The 20,876-nt window shown below is 45.6% G+C and carries 13 protein-coding genes, 6 tRNA genes and 3 rRNA genes; 15 read left to right on the top strand and 7 right to left on the bottom strand.

The annotated features are described in order from the left end of the window. Positions 1 to 178 precede the first annotated feature (178 nt). From tsaC to AC3CHU_RS15825, 4 genes are all read left to right on the top strand, one after another. Positions 179 to 736, top strand: a complete 558-nt coding sequence (tsaC, locus tag AC3CHU_RS15840; protein ID WP_488524897.1) for an L-threonylcarbamoyladenylate synthase type 1 TsaC — start codon at positions 179 to 181, stop codon at positions 734 to 736. Positions 737 to 755: 19 nt separating this feature from the next. Then, positions 756 to 1,673 (top strand): oxygen-dependent coproporphyrinogen oxidase, encoded by a 918-nt coding sequence (gene hemF / locus AC3CHU_RS15835; RefSeq protein WP_488524896.1) that lies wholly within the window; start codon positions 756 to 758, stop codon positions 1,671 to 1,673. Positions 1,674 to 1,748: 75 nt separating this feature from the next. Next, on the top strand, positions 1,749 to 2,579 hold the full coding sequence (gene aroE / locus AC3CHU_RS15830) for a shikimate dehydrogenase (RefSeq protein WP_061025237.1): 831 nt from the start codon (positions 1,749 to 1,751) through the stop codon (positions 2,577 to 2,579). Between the two features lie 17 nt (positions 2,580 to 2,596). Then, positions 2,597 to 2,866, top strand: coding sequence for a DUF1488 family protein (locus AC3CHU_RS15825; protein WP_488524895.1), 270 nt, complete (start codon positions 2,597 to 2,599; stop codon positions 2,864 to 2,866). Here the strand turns inward: AC3CHU_RS15825 and AC3CHU_RS15820 are convergent. Continuing rightward, positions 2,863 to 3,408 carry a gamma carbonic anhydrase family protein gene (locus AC3CHU_RS15820; protein ID WP_010433372.1) on the bottom strand — a complete coding sequence of 182 codons (546 nt, stop codon included), beginning with the start codon at positions 3,406 to 3,408 and terminating at the stop codon, positions 2,863 to 2,865. The genes AC3CHU_RS15825 and AC3CHU_RS15820 overlap by 4 nt on opposite strands. 570 nt (positions 3,409 to 3,978) lie before the next feature. Between AC3CHU_RS15820 and AC3CHU_RS15815 the strand changes: the two genes are divergently transcribed. From AC3CHU_RS15815 to AC3CHU_RS15780, 8 genes are all read left to right on the top strand, one after another. Further along, positions 3,979 to 5,533, top strand: a 16S ribosomal RNA gene (locus tag AC3CHU_RS15815). A gap of 91 nt (positions 5,534 to 5,624) precedes the next feature. Beyond that, a tRNA-Glu gene (locus AC3CHU_RS15810) sits at positions 5,625 to 5,700 on the top strand. Between the two features lie 2 nt (positions 5,701 to 5,702). Further along, positions 5,703 to 5,778: transfer RNA gene (locus AC3CHU_RS15805), tRNA-Lys, on the top strand. A 25-nt stretch (positions 5,779 to 5,803) separates the two neighbouring features. Continuing rightward, positions 5,804 to 5,879 (top strand) — tRNA-Ala (locus AC3CHU_RS15800). 32 nt (positions 5,880 to 5,911) lie between these two features. After that, positions 5,912 to 5,987 (top strand) — tRNA-Val (locus AC3CHU_RS15795). Positions 5,988 to 6,335: 348 nt separating this feature from the next. Further along, positions 6,336 to 9,229 (top strand): 23S ribosomal RNA (locus AC3CHU_RS15790). Positions 9,230 to 9,327: 98 nt separating this feature from the next. Then, a 5S ribosomal RNA gene (gene rrf / locus AC3CHU_RS15785) occupies positions 9,328 to 9,443 on the top strand. Together the 16S, 23S and 5S rRNA genes with 5 tRNA genes alongside form the textbook arrangement of a ribosomal RNA operon. Before the next feature lie 71 nt (positions 9,444 to 9,514). Continuing rightward, positions 9,515 to 9,605 (top strand) — tRNA-Ser (locus AC3CHU_RS15780). Between the two features lie 125 nt (positions 9,606 to 9,730). Here AC3CHU_RS15780 and ilvY read toward each other — a convergent pair. Next, positions 9,731 to 10,621: an HTH-type transcriptional activator IlvY gene (ilvY, locus tag AC3CHU_RS15775; RefSeq protein WP_054548024.1), complete on the bottom strand. Its 891-nt coding sequence runs from the start codon at positions 10,619 to 10,621 to the stop codon at positions 9,731 to 9,733. A gap of 146 nt (positions 10,622 to 10,767) precedes the next feature. Here ilvY and ilvC point away from each other — a divergent pair, with 146 nt between their 5' ends. Further along, positions 10,768 to 12,252, top strand: coding sequence for a ketol-acid reductoisomerase (ilvC, locus tag AC3CHU_RS15770; RefSeq protein ID WP_102463260.1), 1,485 nt, complete (start codon positions 10,768 to 10,770; stop codon positions 12,250 to 12,252). A 282-nt stretch (positions 12,253 to 12,534) separates the two neighbouring features. Here the strand turns inward: ilvC and ubiK are convergent, their stop codons facing one another. The 4 genes from ubiK to AC3CHU_RS15750 form a co-directional block, all read right to left on the bottom strand. Next, positions 12,535 to 12,786 (bottom strand): ubiquinone biosynthesis accessory factor UbiK, encoded by a 252-nt coding sequence (gene ubiK / locus AC3CHU_RS15765; RefSeq protein ID WP_004735787.1) that lies wholly within the window; start codon positions 12,784 to 12,786, stop codon positions 12,535 to 12,537. Between the two features lie 119 nt (positions 12,787 to 12,905). Then, on the bottom strand, positions 12,906 to 16,028 hold the full coding sequence (locus AC3CHU_RS15760) for a multidrug efflux RND transporter permease subunit (RefSeq protein ID WP_054548022.1): 3,123 nt from the start codon (positions 16,026 to 16,028) through the stop codon (positions 12,906 to 12,908). 11 nt (positions 16,029 to 16,039) lie between these two features. Beyond that, positions 16,040 to 17,146 carry an efflux RND transporter periplasmic adaptor subunit gene (locus AC3CHU_RS15755; protein ID WP_488524894.1) on the bottom strand — a complete coding sequence of 369 codons (1,107 nt, stop codon included), beginning with the start codon at positions 17,144 to 17,146 and terminating at the stop codon, positions 16,040 to 16,042. 18 nt (positions 17,147 to 17,164) lie between these two features. Further along, a complete protein-coding gene (locus AC3CHU_RS15750) occupies positions 17,165 to 17,746 on the bottom strand; it encodes a TetR/AcrR family transcriptional regulator (RefSeq protein WP_488524893.1) in 582 nt (193 codons plus the stop codon). 180 nt (positions 17,747 to 17,926) lie between these two features. Between AC3CHU_RS15750 and rep the strand changes: the two genes are divergently transcribed. After that, positions 17,927 to 19,945 carry a DNA helicase Rep gene (gene rep / locus AC3CHU_RS15745; protein WP_488524892.1) on the top strand — a complete coding sequence of 673 codons (2,019 nt, stop codon included), beginning with the start codon at positions 17,927 to 17,929 and terminating at the stop codon, positions 19,943 to 19,945. A 95-nt stretch (positions 19,946 to 20,040) separates the two neighbouring features. On the opposite strand, the gene AC3CHU_RS15740 is transcribed toward rep, so the two are convergent. Next, positions 20,041 to 20,454: a c-type cytochrome gene (locus AC3CHU_RS15740; RefSeq protein WP_054548019.1), complete on the bottom strand. Its 414-nt coding sequence runs from the start codon at positions 20,452 to 20,454 to the stop codon at positions 20,041 to 20,043. Positions 20,455 to 20,750: 296 nt separating this feature from the next. Between AC3CHU_RS15740 and AC3CHU_RS15735 the strand changes: the two genes are divergently transcribed. After that, a tRNA-Arg gene (locus AC3CHU_RS15735) sits at positions 20,751 to 20,827 on the top strand. Positions 20,828 to 20,876 lie beyond the last annotated feature (49 nt).

The raw sequence follows: 20,876 nt of genomic DNA, 5'->3' as shown, positions 1-20,876 counted from the left end.
ACGATTTAATTAGTGATTAGATATTTTGCGCGCATTATACGGGTAAAATTGCTTAAGGAAAACGTTTGCGTCAGTCTAAGTTGTTAATTGATACATTTTATAAACAAATAGCTTTAGTCACAGTGAGTGATAATTTGTACACTTAGCGAGTTCGATAACAGAATTAATGAGGCAACCCTTGGATAACTTTCAACATACTTTGCAGGCATTACAACAAGGTGAAGTCATTGCTTACCCGACTGAAGGCGTTTTTGGGATCGGTTGTGATCCCGATAATCCACAAGCCATTAAGAAATTGCTCGATTTAAAACAGCGGCCGATGGAGAAAGGGTTGATCCTAATTGCAGCGAGTTACGAGCAGTTGCTGCCCTATATTGATGAAAGCCAACTGACTGAAGCGCAGTTAGCGACCGTAAAAGCAACATGGCCGGGACCTGTGACTTGGATAATGCCAACCAGCAGTAAAGCAACTGATTGGGTCAGTGGCCAATTTGAATCCATCGCGGTGCGAGTGACGGATCACCCTTTGGTTCAAAGAATGTGTAATGAGTTCGGCAAGCCGTTAACCTCTACCAGTGCCAACCTGACTGGCGAGCCGCCTTGTATGACGACTGAAGAAGTTCAACAGCAGCTGGGTCAACACTTAGTCGCGATTCTAGAAGGTCAAACGGGTGGCCGTGAGAAGCCAAGCGAAATTAGAGATGCAAAAACGTCGAAAATATTAAGACAGGGTTAAACCCTGCAAAGGAAGTAAGATGTCAGCAATTGATAAAGAAGCAGTAAAGCAGTTTTTACTGAGCCTACAAGATTCGATTTGCCAGCAGCTTGAGCAAGCTGATGGTACTGCACTGTTTGAAGAAGATGCATGGCAGCGTGAACCTGGCGAGCGCCTTGGTGGCGGTGGTCGAACTCGTGTGATGACCAATGGTGCGGTATTTGAGCAAGGTGGGGTTAATTTCTCTCACGTAGCGGGTAAGGCAATGCCTGCCTCAGCCACGGCTCATCGCCCTGAATTAGCTGGACGTAAGTTTGAGGCAATGGGTGTCTCATTAGTTATCCACCCTAAAAACCCATATATCCCAACCTCACACGCGAACGTTCGATTCTTTATTGCGGAAAAAGAGGGGGAAGACCCGATTTGGTGGTTTGGTGGTGGTTTTGACTTAACGCCATTTTATCCTTTCGATGAAGACTGCCAATCTTGGCATCAAACCGCTAAAGATCTTTGTGCGCCGTTTGGTGATGATGTTTATCAAGAGCATAAAGAGTGGTGTGATAAATACTTCTATCTGCCTCACCGAGACGAAACACGCGGTGTCGGTGGTCTGTTCTTTGATGATCTGAATGAGTGGGGTTTCGATAAGAGCTTTGCTTATATGCAGGCGGTCGGTGAAGGCTTTGCAGCCGCCTATCTACCAATTGTAGAACGACGTAAAGATACGTTTTACGGTGAGCGCGAGCGTGACTTCCAACTTTATCGTCGTGGTCGCTATGTTGAATTTAACCTAGTTTACGACCGTGGCACCTTATTTGGTCTGCAAAGCGGTGGGCGCACAGAGTCTATATTAATGTCGATGCCGCCATTAGCTCGTTGGGAATACCGCTACGAGCCACAAGCGGGTTCACCAGAAGCTCTGCTTTATAGCGACTACCTAAAGCCTCGAGTTTGGTAGTTCTTCCTTCCTTATAGGGATAGTGATAGGGTCATCTATATAGATGACCCTTTTTTATTTCTGTTAGGTAAGGATATGACACAGCAAGTAGATCGTTATGCCGTTTTCGGTAACCCCATTGGGCAAAGCAAATCGCCATTCATTCACACATTATTTGCTCGCCAAACCAGCCAACAACTTACCTATACAGCACTCCAGCCAGAACAAGGTGAATTCATCATTGCTGCTCAAGCTTTTTTTAGTGAGGGTGGTAGAGGGTGTAATGTCACAGCACCTTTTAAAGAAGATGCGTATCAGTTCGCTAATCGCCTGACTGAAAGAGCTGAACTAGCAGGTGCCGTAAACACACTTAAGAAGCTCGATGATGGAGAGATTATTGGTGATAACACCGATGGTGAAGGCTTAGTTCAAGACCTTCTTCAACATCAAGTTGCGTTAAAAGGAGCTCGCGTTCTTCTTCTTGGCGCTGGTGGTGCTGCGAGAGGAGTGATTCAACCTCTTCTCGATCAAAAGCCACAACAGCTGGTGGTCGCTAATCGAACCAGCTCCAAGGCTGAACTTCTGGCTGAGATGTTTTCTTCGCATGGCAACATCAAGGGGATGGGGCTAAGTGATGTTAATGAAGGCTTTGATGTCATTATTAACTCTACTTCGTCTGGTCTAAGTGGGCAGCTTCCTGAAGTGTCTGATGCTATTTTCAATTCTAATAGCGCCGTTTATGACATGGTTTACGGATCTGGAACCACAGTATTTAATCAATGGGCATTAGATAACGGTGTTCATGCTGCTTATGATGGTTTGGGTATGCTAGTGGGGCAGGCAGCAGAGAGCTTTATGCTTTGGCGTGGCCTTCGCCCAGGAACAAAACAAATTTTAAGAGAATTACGTAGAAACTTAGAGATGTAACAAGGTAATTATAAAAAATGAATCAATCAATTCTATTTCCGGATATCCAAGATTGGGATGAAGCAAGTCAATCTATCACCTTCCCAGCACAACAGTCGGGTGCATTGATCGAATGTGTCTTATCTATTGAAGAATTATCACGATTGGCAGGTAAAGAGATAGAAGAGGGCGATCAAGCTTTAGTTATCTTTTCTGAGTTACGTTTTGATATTGAAGAGCTAGCGGAAGAGTTAATAGAAGAAGAGGAGTATGACTCCTCTAATCGGATTCAAATCAAAATGCTTTAGACTGGCAGCACAGAGTCTAGATAGTCGTTTTTATTCTGAACATAGTTGTCAGCTGACTTCTGTAAAAAGGCACGCTCTTTATCATTTAATGGGCGTGCTTGTTTTACTGGGCTTCCTACATATAGATAACCGCTTTCAAGTACCTTATTAGGTGGAACCAAGCTACCAGCACCAATCATCACTTCTTCTTTAACAATAACGCCATCAAGCACGATAGCTCCCATGCCAACAAGTACGCGATCTTCAATAGTACAGCCATGCAGCATTACTTTATGTCCGATAGTGACATCATTACCTATTAATAGAGGATAACCGTCAGGGTTTTCTGCATTCTTATGGGTGACATGCAAGACGCTGCCGTCTTGGATATTCGTTCTTTCCCCAATATGAATGTGGTTCACATCTCCTCGAGCTGCAACCAAAGGCCACACGCTAGAGTCGTCACCGATTTTGATATCACCAACCAGTACCGAACTTGTATCTATATAGACACCTTGTCCAATCTGAGGGGATATTCCTTTATAACTGCGTATTGAACTCATAAGTCCTCCTTTATATAGGTACCTTAAGCCCTTAATTAAGGGGAATACTAGTGATAATGAGGTGTTTTGAACAAAAAACGCTCGAACAATCAAAAAAGTAAGAAAAACTTCAAAAAGGGCTTGCCAGTGTGATCGAAATCTCTATAATGCGACCTCGTTGAAACGGGAAGGCTTCGTAAGAAACCAAAGCGAATCAACAAGCCAAATTAGCCAAGCTAAGCGCTTGAAAAAAGTTTTGAAAATAGTGGTTGACACTAAAACTTAAATCGCTAAAATGGCCGTCCGATTTGAGCGAAGCTCAAAAAGGAAAAGCTCTTTAACAATTTAAACCTATCAATCTGTGTGGGCACTCGTTGATGAATATCAAAACGTTATTACTTAGGTAATAGCAGTTACTTCGGTAACAAACTTGATTTCAATGAACTGAGTGGCCAATACAAAGTTAAGTTTACTTAATTTTGGCACAGTCAATTCATTACCATTCTGTTGGAATGGTAATAGCTTTAAAATTACATTCTTTATTTATAAAGAATAGTTTTGAAGTCAGTATTCGTTGAGTCACAAAATCTTAAATTGAAGAGTTTGATCATGGCTCAGATTGAACGCTGGCGGCAGGCCTAACACATGCAAGTCGAGCGGAAACGACACTAACAATCCTTCGGGTGCGTTAATGGGCGTCGAGCGGCGGACGGGTGAGTAATGCCTAGGAAATTGCCTTGATGTGGGGGATAACCATTGGAAACGATGGCTAATACCGCATAATGCCTACGGGCCAAAGAGGGGGACCTTCGGGCCTCTCGCGTCAAGATATGCCTAGGTGGGATTAGCTAGTTGGTGAGGTAATGGCTCACCAAGGCGACGATCCCTAGCTGGTCTGAGAGGATGATCAGCCACACTGGAACTGAGACACGGTCCAGACTCCTACGGGAGGCAGCAGTGGGGAATATTGCACAATGGGCGAAAGCCTGATGCAGCCATGCCGCGTGTATGAAGAAGGCCTTCGGGTTGTAAAGTACTTTCAGTTGTGAGGAAGGGTGTGTAGTTAATAGCTGCGCATCTTGACGTTAGCAACAGAAGAAGCACCGGCTAACTCCGTGCCAGCAGCCGCGGTAATACGGAGGGTGCGAGCGTTAATCGGAATTACTGGGCGTAAAGCGCATGCAGGTGGTTCATTAAGTCAGATGTGAAAGCCCGGGGCTCAACCTCGGAACTGCATTTGAAACTGGTGAACTAGAGTGCTGTAGAGGGGGGTAGAATTTCAGGTGTAGCGGTGAAATGCGTAGAGATCTGAAGGAATACCAGTGGCGAAGGCGGCCCCCTGGACAGACACTGACACTCAGATGCGAAAGCGTGGGGAGCAAACAGGATTAGATACCCTGGTAGTCCACGCCGTAAACGATGTCTACTTGGAGGTTGTGGCCTTGAGCCGTGGCTTTCGGAGCTAACGCGTTAAGTAGACCGCCTGGGGAGTACGGTCGCAAGATTAAAACTCAAATGAATTGACGGGGGCCCGCACAAGCGGTGGAGCATGTGGTTTAATTCGATGCAACGCGAAGAACCTTACCTACTCTTGACATCCAGAGAAGCCAGCGGAGACGCAGGTGTGCCTTCGGGAACTCTGAGACAGGTGCTGCATGGCTGTCGTCAGCTCGTGTTGTGAAATGTTGGGTTAAGTCCCGCAACGAGCGCAACCCTTATCCTTGTTTGCCAGCGAGTAATGTCGGGAACTCCAGGGAGACTGCCGGTGATAAACCGGAGGAAGGTGGGGACGACGTCAAGTCATCATGGCCCTTACGAGTAGGGCTACACACGTGCTACAATGGCGCATACAGAGGGCAGCAAGCTAGCGATAGTGAGCGAATCCCAAAAAGTGCGTCGTAGTCCGGATTGGAGTCTGCAACTCGACTCCATGAAGTCGGAATCGCTAGTAATCGTGAATCAGAATGTCACGGTGAATACGTTCCCGGGCCTTGTACACACCGCCCGTCACACCATGGGAGTGGGCTGCAAAAGAAGTGGGTAGTTTAACCTTTCGGGGAGGACGCTCACCACTTTGTGGTTCATGACTGGGGTGAAGTCGTAACAAGGTAGCCCTAGGGGAACCTGGGGCTGGATCACCTCCTTATACGAAGATACTTACGATGAGTGTCCACACAGATTGATTAGGTTTAGAAAAGTAAAGAGACGAAGAACTCCCAAGTTCTTCAATATCCAGTGTCCCGTTCGTCTAGAGGCCTAGGACACCGCCCTTTCACGGCGGTAACAGGGGTTCGACTCCCCTACGGGATACCATTGGGTCGTTAGCTCAGTTGGTAGAGCAGTTGACTTTTAATCAATTGGTCGCAGGTTCGAATCCTGCACGACCCACCATTTCCTCCCAAGGAAATAAAAATATGGGGCTATAGCTCAGCTGGGAGAGCGCCTGCCTTGCACGCAGGAGGTCTGCGGTTCGATCCCGCATAGCTCCACCATTCTTTCTCCATGAAGGAATTAAAACTATCATGGGCGATTAGCTCAGTTGGGAGAGCACCTGCCTTACAAGCAGGGGGTCACTGGTTCGAGCCCGGTATCGCCCACCATCTTTAAGCATTCTCGTAAGAGAGTATTTAAAAATGGTTTTGAAAGTTTAAAACTTGAAAAACTCTTGCTCTTTAACAATTTGGAAAGCTGACTGATTGATTACTTACGAGTAATTCAATCAAATTTAAAAGTTCTCAATGTTTATCTTTCATTAGATAAACACAACAAACACATTCAAGTGTCTTGTATTCGAATCAAACTTTAGTTTGATTCACAATTGAGTCCGGCAAACAGTTATCAAGAATTAACCCTTCTTGATGACAACCAAAAACCTTGGTTAGTTGCCATACGCTTATTTGTCTTCACTTTTTAAAGTGAAAGCAAATAGAAACCCTTTCGGGTTGTATGGTTAAGTGACTAAGCGTACACGGTGGATGCCTTGGCAGTCAGAGGCGATGAAAGGCGTAATAACTTGCGATAAGCCCAGATTAGGTAGTAATAACCTTTTGAGTCTGGGATTCCTGAATGGGGAAACCCACTTACATAAGTAAGTATCCTGTTGTGAATACATAGCAACAGGAGGCAAACCGGGGGAACTGAAACATCTAAGTACCCCGAGGAAGAGAAATCAACCGAGATTCCGAAAGTAGCGGCGAGCGAAATTGGATTAGCCCTTAAGCTTTTAATGAGACAGACGAAGGCTCTGGAAAGTGCCGCAGTAAAGGGTGATAGCCCCGTAGTCGACATCTCATAATCAGTGAAAACGAGTAGGGCGGGACACGTGATATCCTGTCTGAATATGGGGGGACCATCCTCCAAGGCTAAATACTACTGACTGACCGATAGTGAACCAGTACCGTGAGGGAAAGGCGAAAAGAACCCCTGTGAGGGGAGTGAAATAGAACCTGAAACCGTGTACGTACAAGCAGTAGGAGCACCTTCGTGGTGTGACTGCGTACCTTTTGTATAATGGGTCAGCGACTTAATTTTAGTAGCAAGGTTAACCGTTTAGGGGAGCCGTAGGGAAACCGAGTCTTAACTGGGCGTACAGTTGCTAGGATTAGACCCGAAACCAGGTGATCTAGCCATGGGCAGGTTGAAGGTTGAGTAACATCAACTGGAGGACCGAACCGACTAATGTTGAAAAATTAGCGGATGACTTGTGGCTAGGGGTGAAAGGCCAATCAAACCTGGAGATAGCTGGTTCTCCCCGAAAGCTATTTAGGTAGCGCCTCGGACGAATACTACTGGGGGTAGAGCACTGTTAAGGCTAGGGGGTCATCCCGACTTACCAACCCTTTGCAAACTCCGAATACCAGTAAGTACTATCCGGGAGACACACGGCGGGTGCTAACGTCCGTCGTGGAGAGGGAAACAACCCAGACCGCCAGCTAAGGTCCCAAAGTATAGCTAAGTGGGAAACGATGTGGGAAGGCTCAGACAGCCAGGATGTTGGCTTAGAAGCAGCCATCATTTAAAGAAAGCGTAATAGCTCACTGGTCGAGTCGGCCTGCGCGGAAGATGTAACGGGGCTAAGCTATACACCGAAGCTGCGGCTACGTACCTTAGGGTATGTGGGGTAGGGGAGCGTTCTGTAAGCCGTTGAAGGTGTGCTGTAAGGCATGCTGGAGGTATCAGAAGTGCGAATGCTGACATGAGTAACGATAAAGGGAGTGAAAAACTCCCTCGCCGGAAGACCAAGGGTTCCTGTCCAACGTTAATCGGGGCAGGGTAAGTCGACTCCTAAGGCGAGGCCGAAAGGCGTAGTCGATGGGAAACGGGTTAATATTCCCGTACTTCTTACAATTGCGATGGGGGGACGGAGAAGGCTAGGTGGGCCTGGCGACGGTTGTCCAGGTTCAAGTACGTAGGCGGAAAGTTTAGGTAAATCCGGACTTTCATTAACGCTGAGATACGATGTCGAGCTACTACGGTAGTGAAGTCATTGATGCCATGCTTCCAGGAAAAGCCTCTAAGCTTCAGATTGTAAGGAATCGTACCCCAAACCGACACAGGTGGTCGGGTAGAGAATACCAAGGCGCTTGAGAGAACTCGGGTGAAGGAACTAGGCAAAATGGTACCGTAACTTCGGGAGAAGGTACGCTCTTATCAGTGAAGTCCCTTGCGGATGGAGCAGACGAGAGTCGCAGATACCAGGTGGCTGCAACTGTTTATTAAAAACACAGCACTGTGCAAAATCGTAAGATGACGTATACGGTGTGACGCCTGCCCGGTGCCGGAAGGTTAATTGATGGGGTTAGACTTCGGTCGAAGCTCTTGATCGAAGCCCCGGTAAACGGCGGCCGTAACTATAACGGTCCTAAGGTAGCGAAATTCCTTGTCGGGTAAGTTCCGACCTGCACGAATGGCGTAATGATGGCCACGCTGTCTCCACCCGAGACTCAGTGAAATTGAAATCGCTGTGAAGATGCAGTGTACCCGCGGCTAGACGGAAAGACCCCGTGAACCTTTACTACAGCTTGGCACTGAACATTGAACCTACATGTGTAGGATAGGTGGGAGACTATGAAATTGCGTCGCTAGATGTGATGGAGTCGTCCTTGAAATACCACCCTTGTAGTTTTGATGTTCTAACGTTGGTCCCTGAATCGGGATTACGGACAGTGCCTGGTGGGTAGTTTGACTGGGGCGGTCTCCTCCCAAAGAGTAACGGAGGAGCACGAAGGTGGGCTAAACACGGTTGGACATCGTGTGGTTAGTGCAATGGCATAAGCCCGCTTGACTGCGAGAATGACAATTCGAGCAGGTGCGAAAGCAGGTCATAGTGATCCGGTGGTTCTGAATGGAAGGGCCATCGCTCAACGGATAAAAGGTACTCCGGGGATAACAGGCTGATACCGCCCAAGAGTTCATATCGACGGCGGTGTTTGGCACCTCGATGTCGGCTCATCACATCCTGGGGCTGAAGTCGGTCCCAAGGGTATGGCTGTTCGCCATTTAAAGTGGTACGCGAGCTGGGTTTAGAACGTCGTGAGACAGTTCGGTCCCTATCTGCCGTGGGCGTTGGAAAATTGAAAGGGGCTGCTCCTAGTACGAGAGGACCGGAGTGGACGAACCTCTGGTGTTCGGGTTGTCATGCCAATGGCATTGCCCGGTAGCTAAGTTCGGAATCGATAACCGCTGAAAGCATCTAAGCGGGAAGCGAGCCTTGAGATGAGTTTTCCCTGGCACTATAAGTGTCCTAAAGGGTTGTCGTAGACTACGACGTTGATAGGCAGGGTGTGTAAGTGCTGCGAGGCATTGAGCTAACCTGTACTAATTGCCCGTGAGGCTTAACCATACAACACCCAAGGGGTTTTGTGGACTCAGAAGTACCAGACCTTGAATGCGTTTGAAGAGAAATAACTTTTAGATAAGCTTTCCGAATTTTAAAATTTGCTTGGCGACCATAGCATTGTGGACCCACCTGATTCCATGCCGAACTCAGAAGTGAAACACAATAGCGCCGATGGTAGTGTGGGGTTTCCCCATGTGAGAGTAGGACATCGCCAGGCTTTAAATATCGTTACCTGTGTATACACGTAACAACATCTACAGTGTACTAATCTGTTGATGACAATTTGTTGGAGGGATGGCTGAGTGGTCGAAAGCACCGGTCTTGAAAACCGGCAACCGTTAATAGCGGTTCTAGGGTTCAAATCCCTATCCCTCCACCACCATTGAAAAGCCCGCTGAGAAATCAGCGGGATTTTTTCATATTTGTCGTTTAGAAAAACAAAAAAGAGCACTAACGTGCTCTTTATCTGTGACTCCACACCGGCTTGTTATCACTTATAGATAACTAGTCTTGGAGGTATTTACCTTCAGCGACCTGCCAAAATGCTCTAATTAACGGATTTTCTAACTGCGATCGCTTACAGCACACTCCCAATTCAAACGGCTTGATTGGCTCTATTTTTAAGCGGTCGACTTTATCTCTCACAGGGCTGTTGTTAATTACAACGTCTGGCGCGATACCAACCCCACAACCAAGAGCAACCATACTTACGATCGCTTCATGACCTGATACCTGAGCGTAAATGTTGGGCTTTATCTTCATCTTTTTGAACCACGCGTTCGCACGTTCTCGTGCAGTACCTGCTTCTGGGATGATAAAAGGTACTTCATTCCAGTTTGGTTTATCTGATTGCAGCTGCTGGCTAAAACTACTCACACCGGATGGGATGATGACTGACAGTGGTATATCGCTGATGGTTTCGAACTCTAATCTTGAGGGAAGAATGTCTGGCTTCGCTGAGATAGCAATATCTGCTTCATCATTTAAAATTTTGTCGATAGATTGAGCCGGATCGCCTGTAGAGAGCTTAAATTCAATGTACGGATGAATAGCTCTGAATTCTGTTATGAGCTCAGGTAGATGGCTGTAACTAGCCGTTACCGAGCAAAATATGCGAATTTCACCTTTAAGTTCTTGCTCACCACCTTTCAGGTGAAGATTGTATTGCTGCCACTCTCCAACGATGCTTAATGCTACTGGCAATAGGTGCTTTCCTGCTGGAGTGAGATCAACACTGCGGTTATCTCTGATAAGCAATTCTTGCCCCGTTTCTTCTTCAAGCTTTTGTACCTGACGACTAAGTGCTGAAGGACTGACGTGCATAGCAGCAGCGGTTTTGCTGAAACTTTTGCTATCACATAAATGTATAAATAATTGTAGAGATTTTATGTTCATGTTTTGCGATCGTTTCCATGTTGCATTTATTGCAATAACTAATTGTGAATATATCACTTTCAGCAACGGAGTGTCTGTTTTAGTATGAAGTCATTCGATAGAGAGATATCGACCTTACGGACTTATTTTTAAAGGAGTGCCCTAGAATGGCTAACTATTTCAATACATTAAACCTTCGTGAACAACTTGACCAATTGGGTCGTTGCCGCTTCATGGATCGTGAAGAATTCACGACAGAAGCTGAATATCTTGAAGGTAAGAAAATCGTAATTGTTGGTTGTGGTGCTCAAGGCCTAAACCAAGGTCTGAACATGCGTGATTCTGGCTTAGACGTATCTTACGCTCTACGCCAAGCGGCAATTGATGAAAAGCGTCAATCATTCAAAAACGCTGATGAAAACGGCTTTGTTGTGGGTAGTTACGAAACGCTAATCCCTCAAGCAGATCTAGTTATCAACCTTACTCCAGACAAGCAACATACAAACGTTGTTGAAACAGTAATGCCTCTAATGAAGCAAGGCGCTGCTCTTGGTTACTCTCACGGCTTTAACGTTGTTGAAGAAGGCATGCAATTACGTTCTGACCTTACGGTTGTTATGGTTGCGCCTAAGTGTCCTGGTTCTGAAGTACGTGAAGAGTACAAGCGTGGTTTCGGTGTTCCAACATTGATCGCTGTTCACCCAGAAAATGACCCTAAAGGCGAAGGCTGGGATATCGCTAAAGCTTGGGCTGCAGGTACTGGTGGTCACCGTGCAGGTTGCCTAGAGTCTTCATTCGTAGCTGAAGTTAAATCTGACCTTATGGGTGAGCAAACAATTCTATGTGGCATGCTACAAGCAGGTTCTATCGTATCTTACGAGAAGATGATTGCTGATGGCATCGAACCAGGCTACGCAGGTAAACTTCTACAATACGGTTGGGAAACGATTACTGAAGCACTTAAGTTCGGTGGCGTAACTCACATGATGGATCGTCTATCTAACCCAGCTAAAGTTAAAGCGTTTGAGCTTTCTGAAGAGCTTAAAGACCTAATGCGTCCGCTTTACAACAAGCACATGGATGACATCATCTCTGGTCACTTCTCTAGCACTATGATGGCTGACTGGGCGAACGATGACGTGAACCTACTTGGCTGGCGTGAAGAGACAGGTGCAACTGCATTTGAAAACTACCCAACTTCTGACGTAGAAATCTCAGAGCAAGAGTACTTCGATAACGGTATCCTAATGGTTGCTATGGTTCGTGCTGGTGTTGAGCTAGCATTCGAAGCTATGACTGCATCTGGTATCATCGATGAGTCTGCTTACTACGAATCTCTACATGAGCTTCCACTAATCGCAAACACAGTTGCTCGTAAGCGTCTTTACGAAATGAACGTTGTAATCTCAGATACTGCTGAGTACGGTAACTACCTATTCGCTAACGTAGCAACACCATTACTACGTGAGAAGTTCATGCCTTCAGTAGCAACTGACGTAATCGGCCGCGGTCTAGGTGAAACATCTAACCAAGTTGATAACGCTAAGCTAATTGAAGTAAACGAAGCTATCCGTAACCACCCTGTAGAGTACATTGGTGAAGAGCTACGTAGCTACATGAGCGACATGAAGCGTATCGCTGTAGGCGGTTAATTAGTCGCTTAGATACTGATAAATTTGCAGAAAAAGCGAAGCAGTATCACTAACTCCTTACAGGTTGGAGTTATAAATAAGCAACACAACATCTAATAAAAAGGCTTGGTCGTCGTTGACCAAGCCTTTTTGCTTTTAGTAACAAAGTCTTAAAAATCAATCAAATGAACATTTGAACATTGTTTGATCAGTCTTCGTCGACTTTTAGTTCTTGATTGATCTTCAGAAATACAAAAGGGTTGGTGCTTTCACACCAACCCTTTCAGTTTTCTTGCTTTACGCTTACTTGTCGGCAATCTTTGCTTCTAAGTCCGTTAGCTTTTGTTCCATTTCAGTCAGCTTTTGGCGAGTGCGCAGTAGTACTTGTGTTTGAACATCAAATTCTTCACGGCTTACAACGTCTAGCTTGTTCAGTTGGCCTTGGATAACCTGACGAACTTTTTGATCTACGTCTGAACCAAGCTCTTTTACTGGTTGAGGCATAGAATCGTGGATCTGCTTAGCAATCTGCTCTAGTTTTTTTGGATCAAACATATCAATTAAAACTCCTGAATATTTATCACTATTCTATTTAATCACACTTGAGATGTCGCCTATGGCGTACAAAAAAAGGCCACCGAAGTAGCCTTTTTATTGTTATTACGACTTAGTGATTACTTATTATCAGCTAATTCTCTGTGCGCTGCTTTTGCTTCATCGACGCGAGCTAGCTTTTCTAGGTCTTTGTCTTCAACAAATACAGGCAGAGGTTTGTGTTTTTCAGCCAAGTAGCTGTAAATCACTGGCAGTACAAATAGCGTGAAGATAGTACCAATCGCTAGACCTGCAACGATTACGATACCAATACTGAAACGTTGAGCCGCACCCGCACCACTTGCGTACATTAGTGGGATTAGACCCGCGATCATCGCAGCCGTTGTCATCAGGATTGGACGAAGACGAACCTTCGCCGCTTCCATTACCGCTTCAATACGAGTCTTGTGATTGTGTAGCTGTTCTTCTTTCGCTACCTCACAGATCAAGATACCGTGCTTGGTAATCAGGCCGACCAAAGTGATCAAACCAACTTGCGAGTATATGTTCATCGTTGCCGCACCCCAAGCCAGAGCGATTAGGGCACCACAAATCGCTAGTGGTACAGATACCATAATAACAAGTGGATCTTTTAGAGATTCAAATTGAATCGCCAATACCAAGAAGATGATAGCCAACGCTAAACCAAAGGTCGCGTAAAGTGCGCTACCTTCTGTTACGTATTGGCGTGCTTCACCCATGTAGTCATGGTTATAGCCACTTGGAAGCTTATTGGCAGCTGTGTCTTCAAACCACGCAATTGCATCACCCATTGCAGCGCCTGGAGCCGGTACCGCACCAATCGTAGCCGAGTTCAATTGGTTGAAGTGAGGAAGAGAGCGAGGCTCTGCCACAACATCAATCGTAATCAAACTGCCTAGAGGAACGGCGTTACCATCAGCGGCACGTACGTAGTAGTTGTTCATTGACTCTGGGTTCAAACGGAATTTACGTTCAACTTGAGGAATGACCTCGTAAGAACGGCCATTCAAGTCGATACGGTTTACGTAGCCATCTGACATCATGGTACCGAGTGTGATACCGATATCTTGCATGGTCACGCCGTATGCGCCCGCTTTATCCTTGTCAATGTTGATCTTCATGGTTGCTGAGTCGTAGTTCAGGTCGAGATCTGAATACACGAACAGTGGATTTGAAGAGACATCAGCCAGAATGTCTGTGGTGATTTGGAACAAGCTTTCAAAACTGTTTGGCGTTGTAATAACAAACTGAATTGGAAGACCTGAACCGGCACCTGGTAGTTCTGGCATTTGGAATGCAGTTACCGCCATTCCTGGAACGTCTTTCACCAAATTACCAACGCGGTTTGCTACTTCAGACTGGCTTGCTTCACGCTCACTCCATGGAACCATAGATGCGATACCAAAAGCTTGGTTTGCATTAGGCACACCTGTAAATACTTGCGCGTAAGCTACTTCTGGCTGATCAGACAGAATCTTATTTACGTCGTTCATGGTGTTTTGCATGAAGTCTAAGTTCGCATTCGACGGTGCTGTACCCATCAACATGATTACACCTTTATCTTCTGAAGGTGCTAACTCACTAGGGATGAACTTGAACAACAACGGCAAACTTGCAAATACGATGATAGCAAAACCAATAAATACTGGACGATGTTGCATTACCGCACCAAGCATACGCTCGTAACGGTTAGTCATGCCATCCAGCACGCTGTGAACTTTCTGCTCAAACTTGCTCGGCTCAGCGTGAGCTTTTAGCATTTTTGAACACATCATTGGCGATAGCGTTAGTGCCACGATACCCGAAACAAAAACTGAACCAGCTAGGGTTAACGCAAACTCTTTAAATAGCGAGCCTGTGATACCACCCATCATCGCGATTGGAGCGTATACCGCACCTAGCGTTAATGTCATTGCAATAACAGGGATCGCAATTTCACGGGTACCGATAATTGCTGCTCGGAAAGGGGATTCCCCGAGCTTGATATGCCGGTCGACGTTCTCTAGTACTACGATTGCATCATCTACTACCAGGCCGATGGCGAGTACCATTGCCAGTAGTGTCATCAGGTTCCAAGAGAAGCCCATTGCCTGCATCACCATTGCCACACCAATCAAAGACAGTGGGATAGTCACGATAGGGATCAGTACCGCTCGGAATGAACCTAAGAACAAGGTAATTACGATCAATACGATTAATGCTGCTTCAAGGATGGTCTTAATAACCTCTTGAATTGATTCGTTAATCGCAATGGTTGAATCGTACATTACATTCATCGAGATGTTGCTTGGTAGGTTCTTCTCTAGTTGAGGAAGAAGCTCAAGTACATCTGCAGCGATGTTGATTGGGTTAGCACTTGGTGCCGCGTTAATAGCTGCAACAACCGCTTCTTGACCATTAGCACTTGCGCGGTAAATGTCGTGGCTTTTCTCTAGCGAAACCTTAGCGATGTCGGATAGGCGAATGATCTCACCTTCACCGCTCTTCACTACTAGGTTTTCTAATTCTTCAGTGTTTGATACCTGAGTATCTGCACTGCCGTTGTAAAGCACGAACTCACCGGTCGCTTGACCTGTCGCTGATTGGTAGTTGTTAGCGTTCAGTACCGTCATCACATCAGATGCAGTTAGGCTAACCGCCGCCATTTTTGATGGGTCTAGCCATACGCGCAGTGCGTATTTCATACCACCATATAGGTCAACTTTGGATACACCATTTACCGTAAATAGCTGCGGGTTGATTACACGCTCTAGATAATCGGTAATTTGGCTTGATACGAGCTCATCACTGGTAAAGCCAATATAAAGTACCGCGGTCGTTGAACCAGTCGACATGGTTACGGTTGGATCTTCGGCTTCTTTTGGAAGCTGAGAACGCACCGAGTTTGTCTTGGCCAGTATGTCAGACAGCGCCGCATTCGGGTCGGTGTTCAACTTCATGTTAACTGTGATAGTTGAACTACCCAGTACAGAAGATGAAGTCATATAGTCGATATTATCCGCTTGAGCCACAGCCTGTTCGAGGGGCTGGGTTATAAAGCCTTGGATAAGATCGGCACTTGCACCGTAGTAACTCGTTGTTACGGTTACCACGGTATTCGTCATTTCAGGGTATTCACGCACCTGCATTTTGAAGATTGCTTGTAGACCAAGCAGCGCAATCAAAAAGCTGATGGATACCGCTAGAACTGGACGTTTAATAAAAACATCAGTAAAGCGCATTGTGCCTCCAGTTACAGCTTAGGTGTTTCAGATGGTGGAGTGATTGCATCACTTTCAACAACCTTAACTTTGGCACCGTTACTTAGACGTACTTGGCCAGAAGTTACAACTGTATCACCGGCTTTAACGCCTTCAAGGATGTGTGCGATCTCAGCGGTACGCTCACCTACTTTTACAACATGTTGAGCAACACGTTGAACGCCGTCTTCTTCCGTAAGGATGTATACATTGTCACCATATAAAGTGAAAGTAATCGCTGTTTGAGGCAAGGTTACTTGGTTCTCTAGCTTAGGCAGAATGATGTTAGCGCGAGCGAACATGCCGCTACGAAGTTGGCCATCATTGTTTGGAATATCCGCTTGAACTTGAATAAGACCACTTTGGATACTTACCGCTGGTTCAATGGCACTGATAGAGCCTTCAAACGGTTTCTCCGGGTAAGCATCAACAAATATGTCGATAGCCTGACCAACATTGATACGAGAGATATCTGTTTGAGATACAGTAAAGCGCAGGCGCATAACACTGGTATCTTCTAAACGAACAATATCCGTACCCGACTGCAGGTATTGACCTAGGTACACATTACGGATGCCGACTTTACCGTCGAATGGTGCACGGATTTCACGACGTTCGATCGACGCTTTCAGGCTTTCAATATCAGCCGATAGAGAGAAGTAGTTCGCTTCCGCTTCATCGTATGCTTCTTTAGAGATAGAGCCTTTTTTGAATAGACCTTGGTAACGCTTGTACTTTGCTTTTGCAGCAGGTAAACGCGCTTCCGAACTTTTCAGGTTCGCTTTCTCAACATCTGAATCTAAACGAACAAGTTGCTGGCCATTTTTAACGTCAGTGCCTGATTCGAACGAGATTTGATCAATAACGCCGCTGGTTTCGTTAGCCAGTGTTACACCTTGGTTTGGTTCGATGAAACCAATCGCTTCAATCACTGGAATCCAGTCGATCGGCTGAACTTCAGTCACCGTTACCGGAAACTCTGGCTCAGGACGGTTTGCCATGTACTCAGCAATTTTTTGTTGTTTGAACATGTTGAACCCGATAACGCTGCCGAAAAGCAGTACAGCGATGAGTAACATGAAGAAAGTCCACTTTTTCATTATGGTCAAAACTCCGATCTAGTGTGTAATTATTGCGTCCCAACTGGCTTCAATGGCTGCTTCTAATGCGGCCTCATCCATTTGGTAAAAACCTAAAGAGTGCTTGCGTGCAAGTGACACGCTAGCGGCTAAACTTAAACCACTTAAAATTTCATTATTGAGTGGTTTAAAAATTCCTTGCTCTTTACCCTCGTTAAACAGTAGCTCAATTTGGGCAAACATTTTTCTTTCAAGTTCCCTAAATGCCATGCTATTTATTGCAGGTAGAGAATCGTACTGAATCCTGTTTTTGATTGCTGCAGGGTTCGTGCCCGCTAGGTCCCATATGTTTAACCACATAGTTCTATAACGTAGCTTTATTGAATCTGAATCATTAACACCATTTTGAACAGCGTCCGCGACTCTTTGAGTTACCTGAATGCGAACATCTTCAATTAAATGGTCTTTATCATCGAAATATCGATAAATAGTACCGGCAGCCACACCTGCTTCTTTGGCCAATTTTTGCATTGATAAGCCTTGAAAGCCTACCTCGGCAATTAACTTTTCCGCAGCAGAGAGTATCTGTAAGCGTTTATCTTGAGATGTATTATTGGTCATAGACTAATCACTAGTGAATGAACGTTCATTCATTGTAGCCTGAATTACGTACATTTGTGCAACAGAGTTTTGCATAAATAGAGTAAAATTCTTGTGTAAGAGAGCATAGCATTCGTACCGTTGCACCATTATTATAGGCGCGCGTGAACAAATAGACCTTTTAACCATGTTGAGAAAGTAATGAAACTGAACCCAAGACAAGATGAAGCTGTGAAATACGTCTCTGGTCCTTGCCTCGTTTTAGCGGGCGCAGGCTCAGGTAAAACACGTGTAATCACCAATAAAATCGCTTATTTGGTTCAGGAATGTGGTTATAAAGCTCGTAACATTGCTGCGGTAACTTTTACTAATAAAGCGGCACGCGAGATGAAAGAGCGTGTTGGGCAAACTCTGGGTAAGGGCGAATCGAAAGGGCTGATTGTTTCGACCTTTCATACCATGGGTTTAACCATCATTCGTCGTGAATACAAAGCGCTGGGTTTGAAAGCGGGTTTCTCTCTGTTTGATGACCAAGACCAACTAGCTTTGTTAAAAGAGCTAACAGAGAGGCAGATCGATGGTGATAAGGATTTGCTGCGCGCTTTAATGAGCACCATTTCGAATTGGAAGAATGACATGCTGACGCCAGATCAGGCGAAAGCTCGAGCTCAAGGCGAACAAGAGCAGTTGTTTGCATTCTGTTTTGAGATGTACCAGAAACAGATGAAGGCATACAACGCGCTTGATTTTGATGATCTGATCGCGATGCCGGTATTGTTACTGAAAACCAATCAAGAGGTGCGTGAGCGCTGGCAGTCTCGTATTCGTTATTTGCTGGTCGATGAATATCAAGATACCAACACTAGCCAATATGAGTTGGTTCGTTTACTGGTGGGTGAACGTGGTCGTTTGACGGTCGTAGGTGATGATGACCAATCTATTTACTCATGGCGTGGCGCAAAACCACAAAACTTGGTTCTGCTAGGTGAGGATTACCCGAACCTACGTTTGATCAAACTAGAGCAAAACTACCGCTCGACCAGTCGCATCTTGCGAGCAGCGAATATCTTGATCGCTAATAACCCTCACGTCTATGAGAAGTCATTGTTCTCTGAAATTCCGGACGGTGAAAAGCTCAAGGTACTGAATGCTAAGAATGAAGAGCATGAAGCAGAGCGTATTACCGGCGAGATCATCGCCCACAAGTTTCTGAATCGCACAGAATATAAAGATTACGCAGTACTTTACCGAGGTAATCATCAATCGCGCTTGATTGAAAAAGCCTTGATGCAGAACCGTGTGCCTTACAAGATCTCTGGTGGTACCTCTTTCTTTGCTAGAGCTGAGATTAAAGACATCATGGCTTACCTACGTGTGTTGGTGAACCCTGATGATGACAACGCCTTCCTGCGTATTGTGAATACGCCGCGTCGTGAGATCGGCCCTGTTACGCTGGAAAAATTAGGCAGCTACGCCAACATGCGCGGTAAAAGTCTGTTTGAAGCCAGCTTCGAAATGGGTTTAGAGCAAACGCTGACGGGCCGTGGTTTGGAAAACCTGCGTCGTTTCAGCGATTGGATTGTTCGTATCTCGGATAATGCAGAGCGTGGTAATACAGTTGAGGCGGTTCGTTCTTTGGTTCGTGACATTAATTACGAAGATTGGCTCTACGAAACCTCTCCAAGCCCGAAAGCCGCTGAAATGCGAATGAAGAACGTATCTGATCTTTATAGCTGGATTGTGGCTGACCTCGAAGGTGACAACTATGATAAAGAAGAGAAGACGCTACGAGAGGTTGTTCAACGTTTAACTTTGCGCGACATGATGGAGCGTGGGGAAGATAATGACGATGCAGACCAAGTTCAACTAATGACATTGCACGCTTCGAAAGGCCTAGAGTTTCCGTATGTATTCTTGATGGGGGCTGAAGAGGGCATCTTGCCACACCAAACCAGTGTTGATGAAGGTAATGTAGAAGAAGAGCGTCGTCTTATGTACGTAGGGATTACGCGAGCGCAGAAAGAGCTGACTTTTACTAAGTGTCGTGAACGTCGTCAGTACGGTGAATTGATTAAGCCAACACAAAGCCGCTTCCTTGACGAGTTGCCGCATGATGATGTGGAGTGGGAAAGCGTTAAGAAACCACAATCCGCTGAAGAAAGAATGGAAAAAGGACAGGCACACATTGCTAATATTCGTGCGATGTTTAACAAAAAGTAGCGTCTGGTTCTGAAAGCATTAAATAGAGACAAATAAAAAGGTGACCATAGGGTCACCTTTTTTGAATCTGGCATTTTTAATTACAGATCGGTAAATTACAGACCAGCAATCATGTGCTCGATAGCATCTTTGATTTCGTCGTCTGAACAGTCCATGCATGAACCTTTCGCTGGCATTGCATTAAAGCCGTTGATTGCGTGGTTAGCTAGGATATCGCGACCTTGAGCTATACGAGGTCCCCAATCACCAGCATCACCTGTTTTAGGGGCGCCACTTACGCCAGATGCGTGACAAGCGATACAAAAGGTACCGTAAACTGTTGCGCCATCACGAGGGCCTGTTGGTTCTGCGGCTACTGGTTCGCTGCCGACTAGGTAAACTTGACCAACTGGTTTGATGCGTTCAGCAATTGCATCTTGCTCTGCTTCGCTAAGGCCTGAAGCCATTGCGCCAGTTGAAAAGGTTAAAACTGCGATGACAACGCTTAAAATTCGACGAGACATATCCATTAAACTCACTTTACATTCCCAAGGTAAGTACGTGCTTACCAATTTATAGTGTTGGAGGGTGTTTTGGCTTCACCAGCAAAGAGCAACTGTTAAACCAATGTAAATAATGGGTGATTATATCCCGATAAGTTGTTGCAATAAACAACAACTTATAAGCTGTGGCGGGTTGTAGTACTCAAATAAGGGGTTTATCACATATTAACTGTCGAAAAAGAGACCAAACAGAAAAAAAAGTTAAAAAAGTACTAGACGGCATTGGGTGATATACGTATTATTCCACTCCGCCGACAGGGCATGCGCCTGTAGCTCAGCTGGATAGAGCGTTGGCCTCCGGAGCCAAAGGCCGAAGGTTCGAATCCTTTCAGGCGCGCCATCCGGTCTCTTACTTCGGTAAGTGAGAAATTGGCAAAAAAGAAATAATG

The organism is Vibrio sp. QJM3NY_39, assembly GCF_057785895.1.
This window is presented reverse-complemented; position numbering and strand designations above follow the sequence as displayed.

Coding starts and splice junctions, on each gene's coding strand:
- hemF (WP_488524896.1), top strand. CDS start 756: ATGTCAGCAATTGATAAAGAAGCAGTAAAGCAGTTTTTACTGAGCCTA.
- aroE (WP_061025237.1), top strand. CDS start 1,749: ATGACACAGCAAGTAGATCGTTATGCCGTTTTCGGTAACCCCATTGGG.
- AC3CHU_RS15825 (WP_488524895.1), top strand. CDS start 2,597: ATGAATCAATCAATTCTATTTCCGGATATCCAAGATTGGGATGAAGCA.
- AC3CHU_RS15820 (WP_010433372.1), bottom strand. CDS start 3,408: ATGAGTTCAATACGCAGTTATAAAGGAATATCCCCTCAGATTGGACAA.
- ilvY (WP_054548024.1), bottom strand. CDS start 10,621: ATGAACATAAAATCTCTACAATTATTTATACATTTATGTGATAGCAAA.
- ilvC (WP_102463260.1), top strand. CDS start 10,768: ATGGCTAACTATTTCAATACATTAAACCTTCGTGAACAACTTGACCAA.
- ubiK (WP_004735787.1), bottom strand. CDS start 12,786: ATGTTTGATCCAAAAAAACTAGAGCAGATTGCTAAGCAGATCCACGAT.
- AC3CHU_RS15760 (WP_054548022.1), bottom strand. CDS start 16,028: ATGCGCTTTACTGATGTTTTTATTAAACGTCCAGTTCTAGCGGTATCC.
- AC3CHU_RS15755 (WP_488524894.1), bottom strand. CDS start 17,146: ATGAAAAAGTGGACTTTCTTCATGTTACTCATCGCTGTACTGCTTTTC.
- AC3CHU_RS15750 (WP_488524893.1), bottom strand. CDS start 17,746: ATGACCAATAATACATCTCAAGATAAACGCTTACAGATACTCTCTGCT.
- rep (WP_488524892.1), top strand. CDS start 17,927: ATGAAACTGAACCCAAGACAAGATGAAGCTGTGAAATACGTCTCTGGT.
- AC3CHU_RS15740 (WP_054548019.1), bottom strand. CDS start 20,454: ATGGATATGTCTCGTCGAATTTTAAGCGTTGTCATCGCAGTTTTAACC.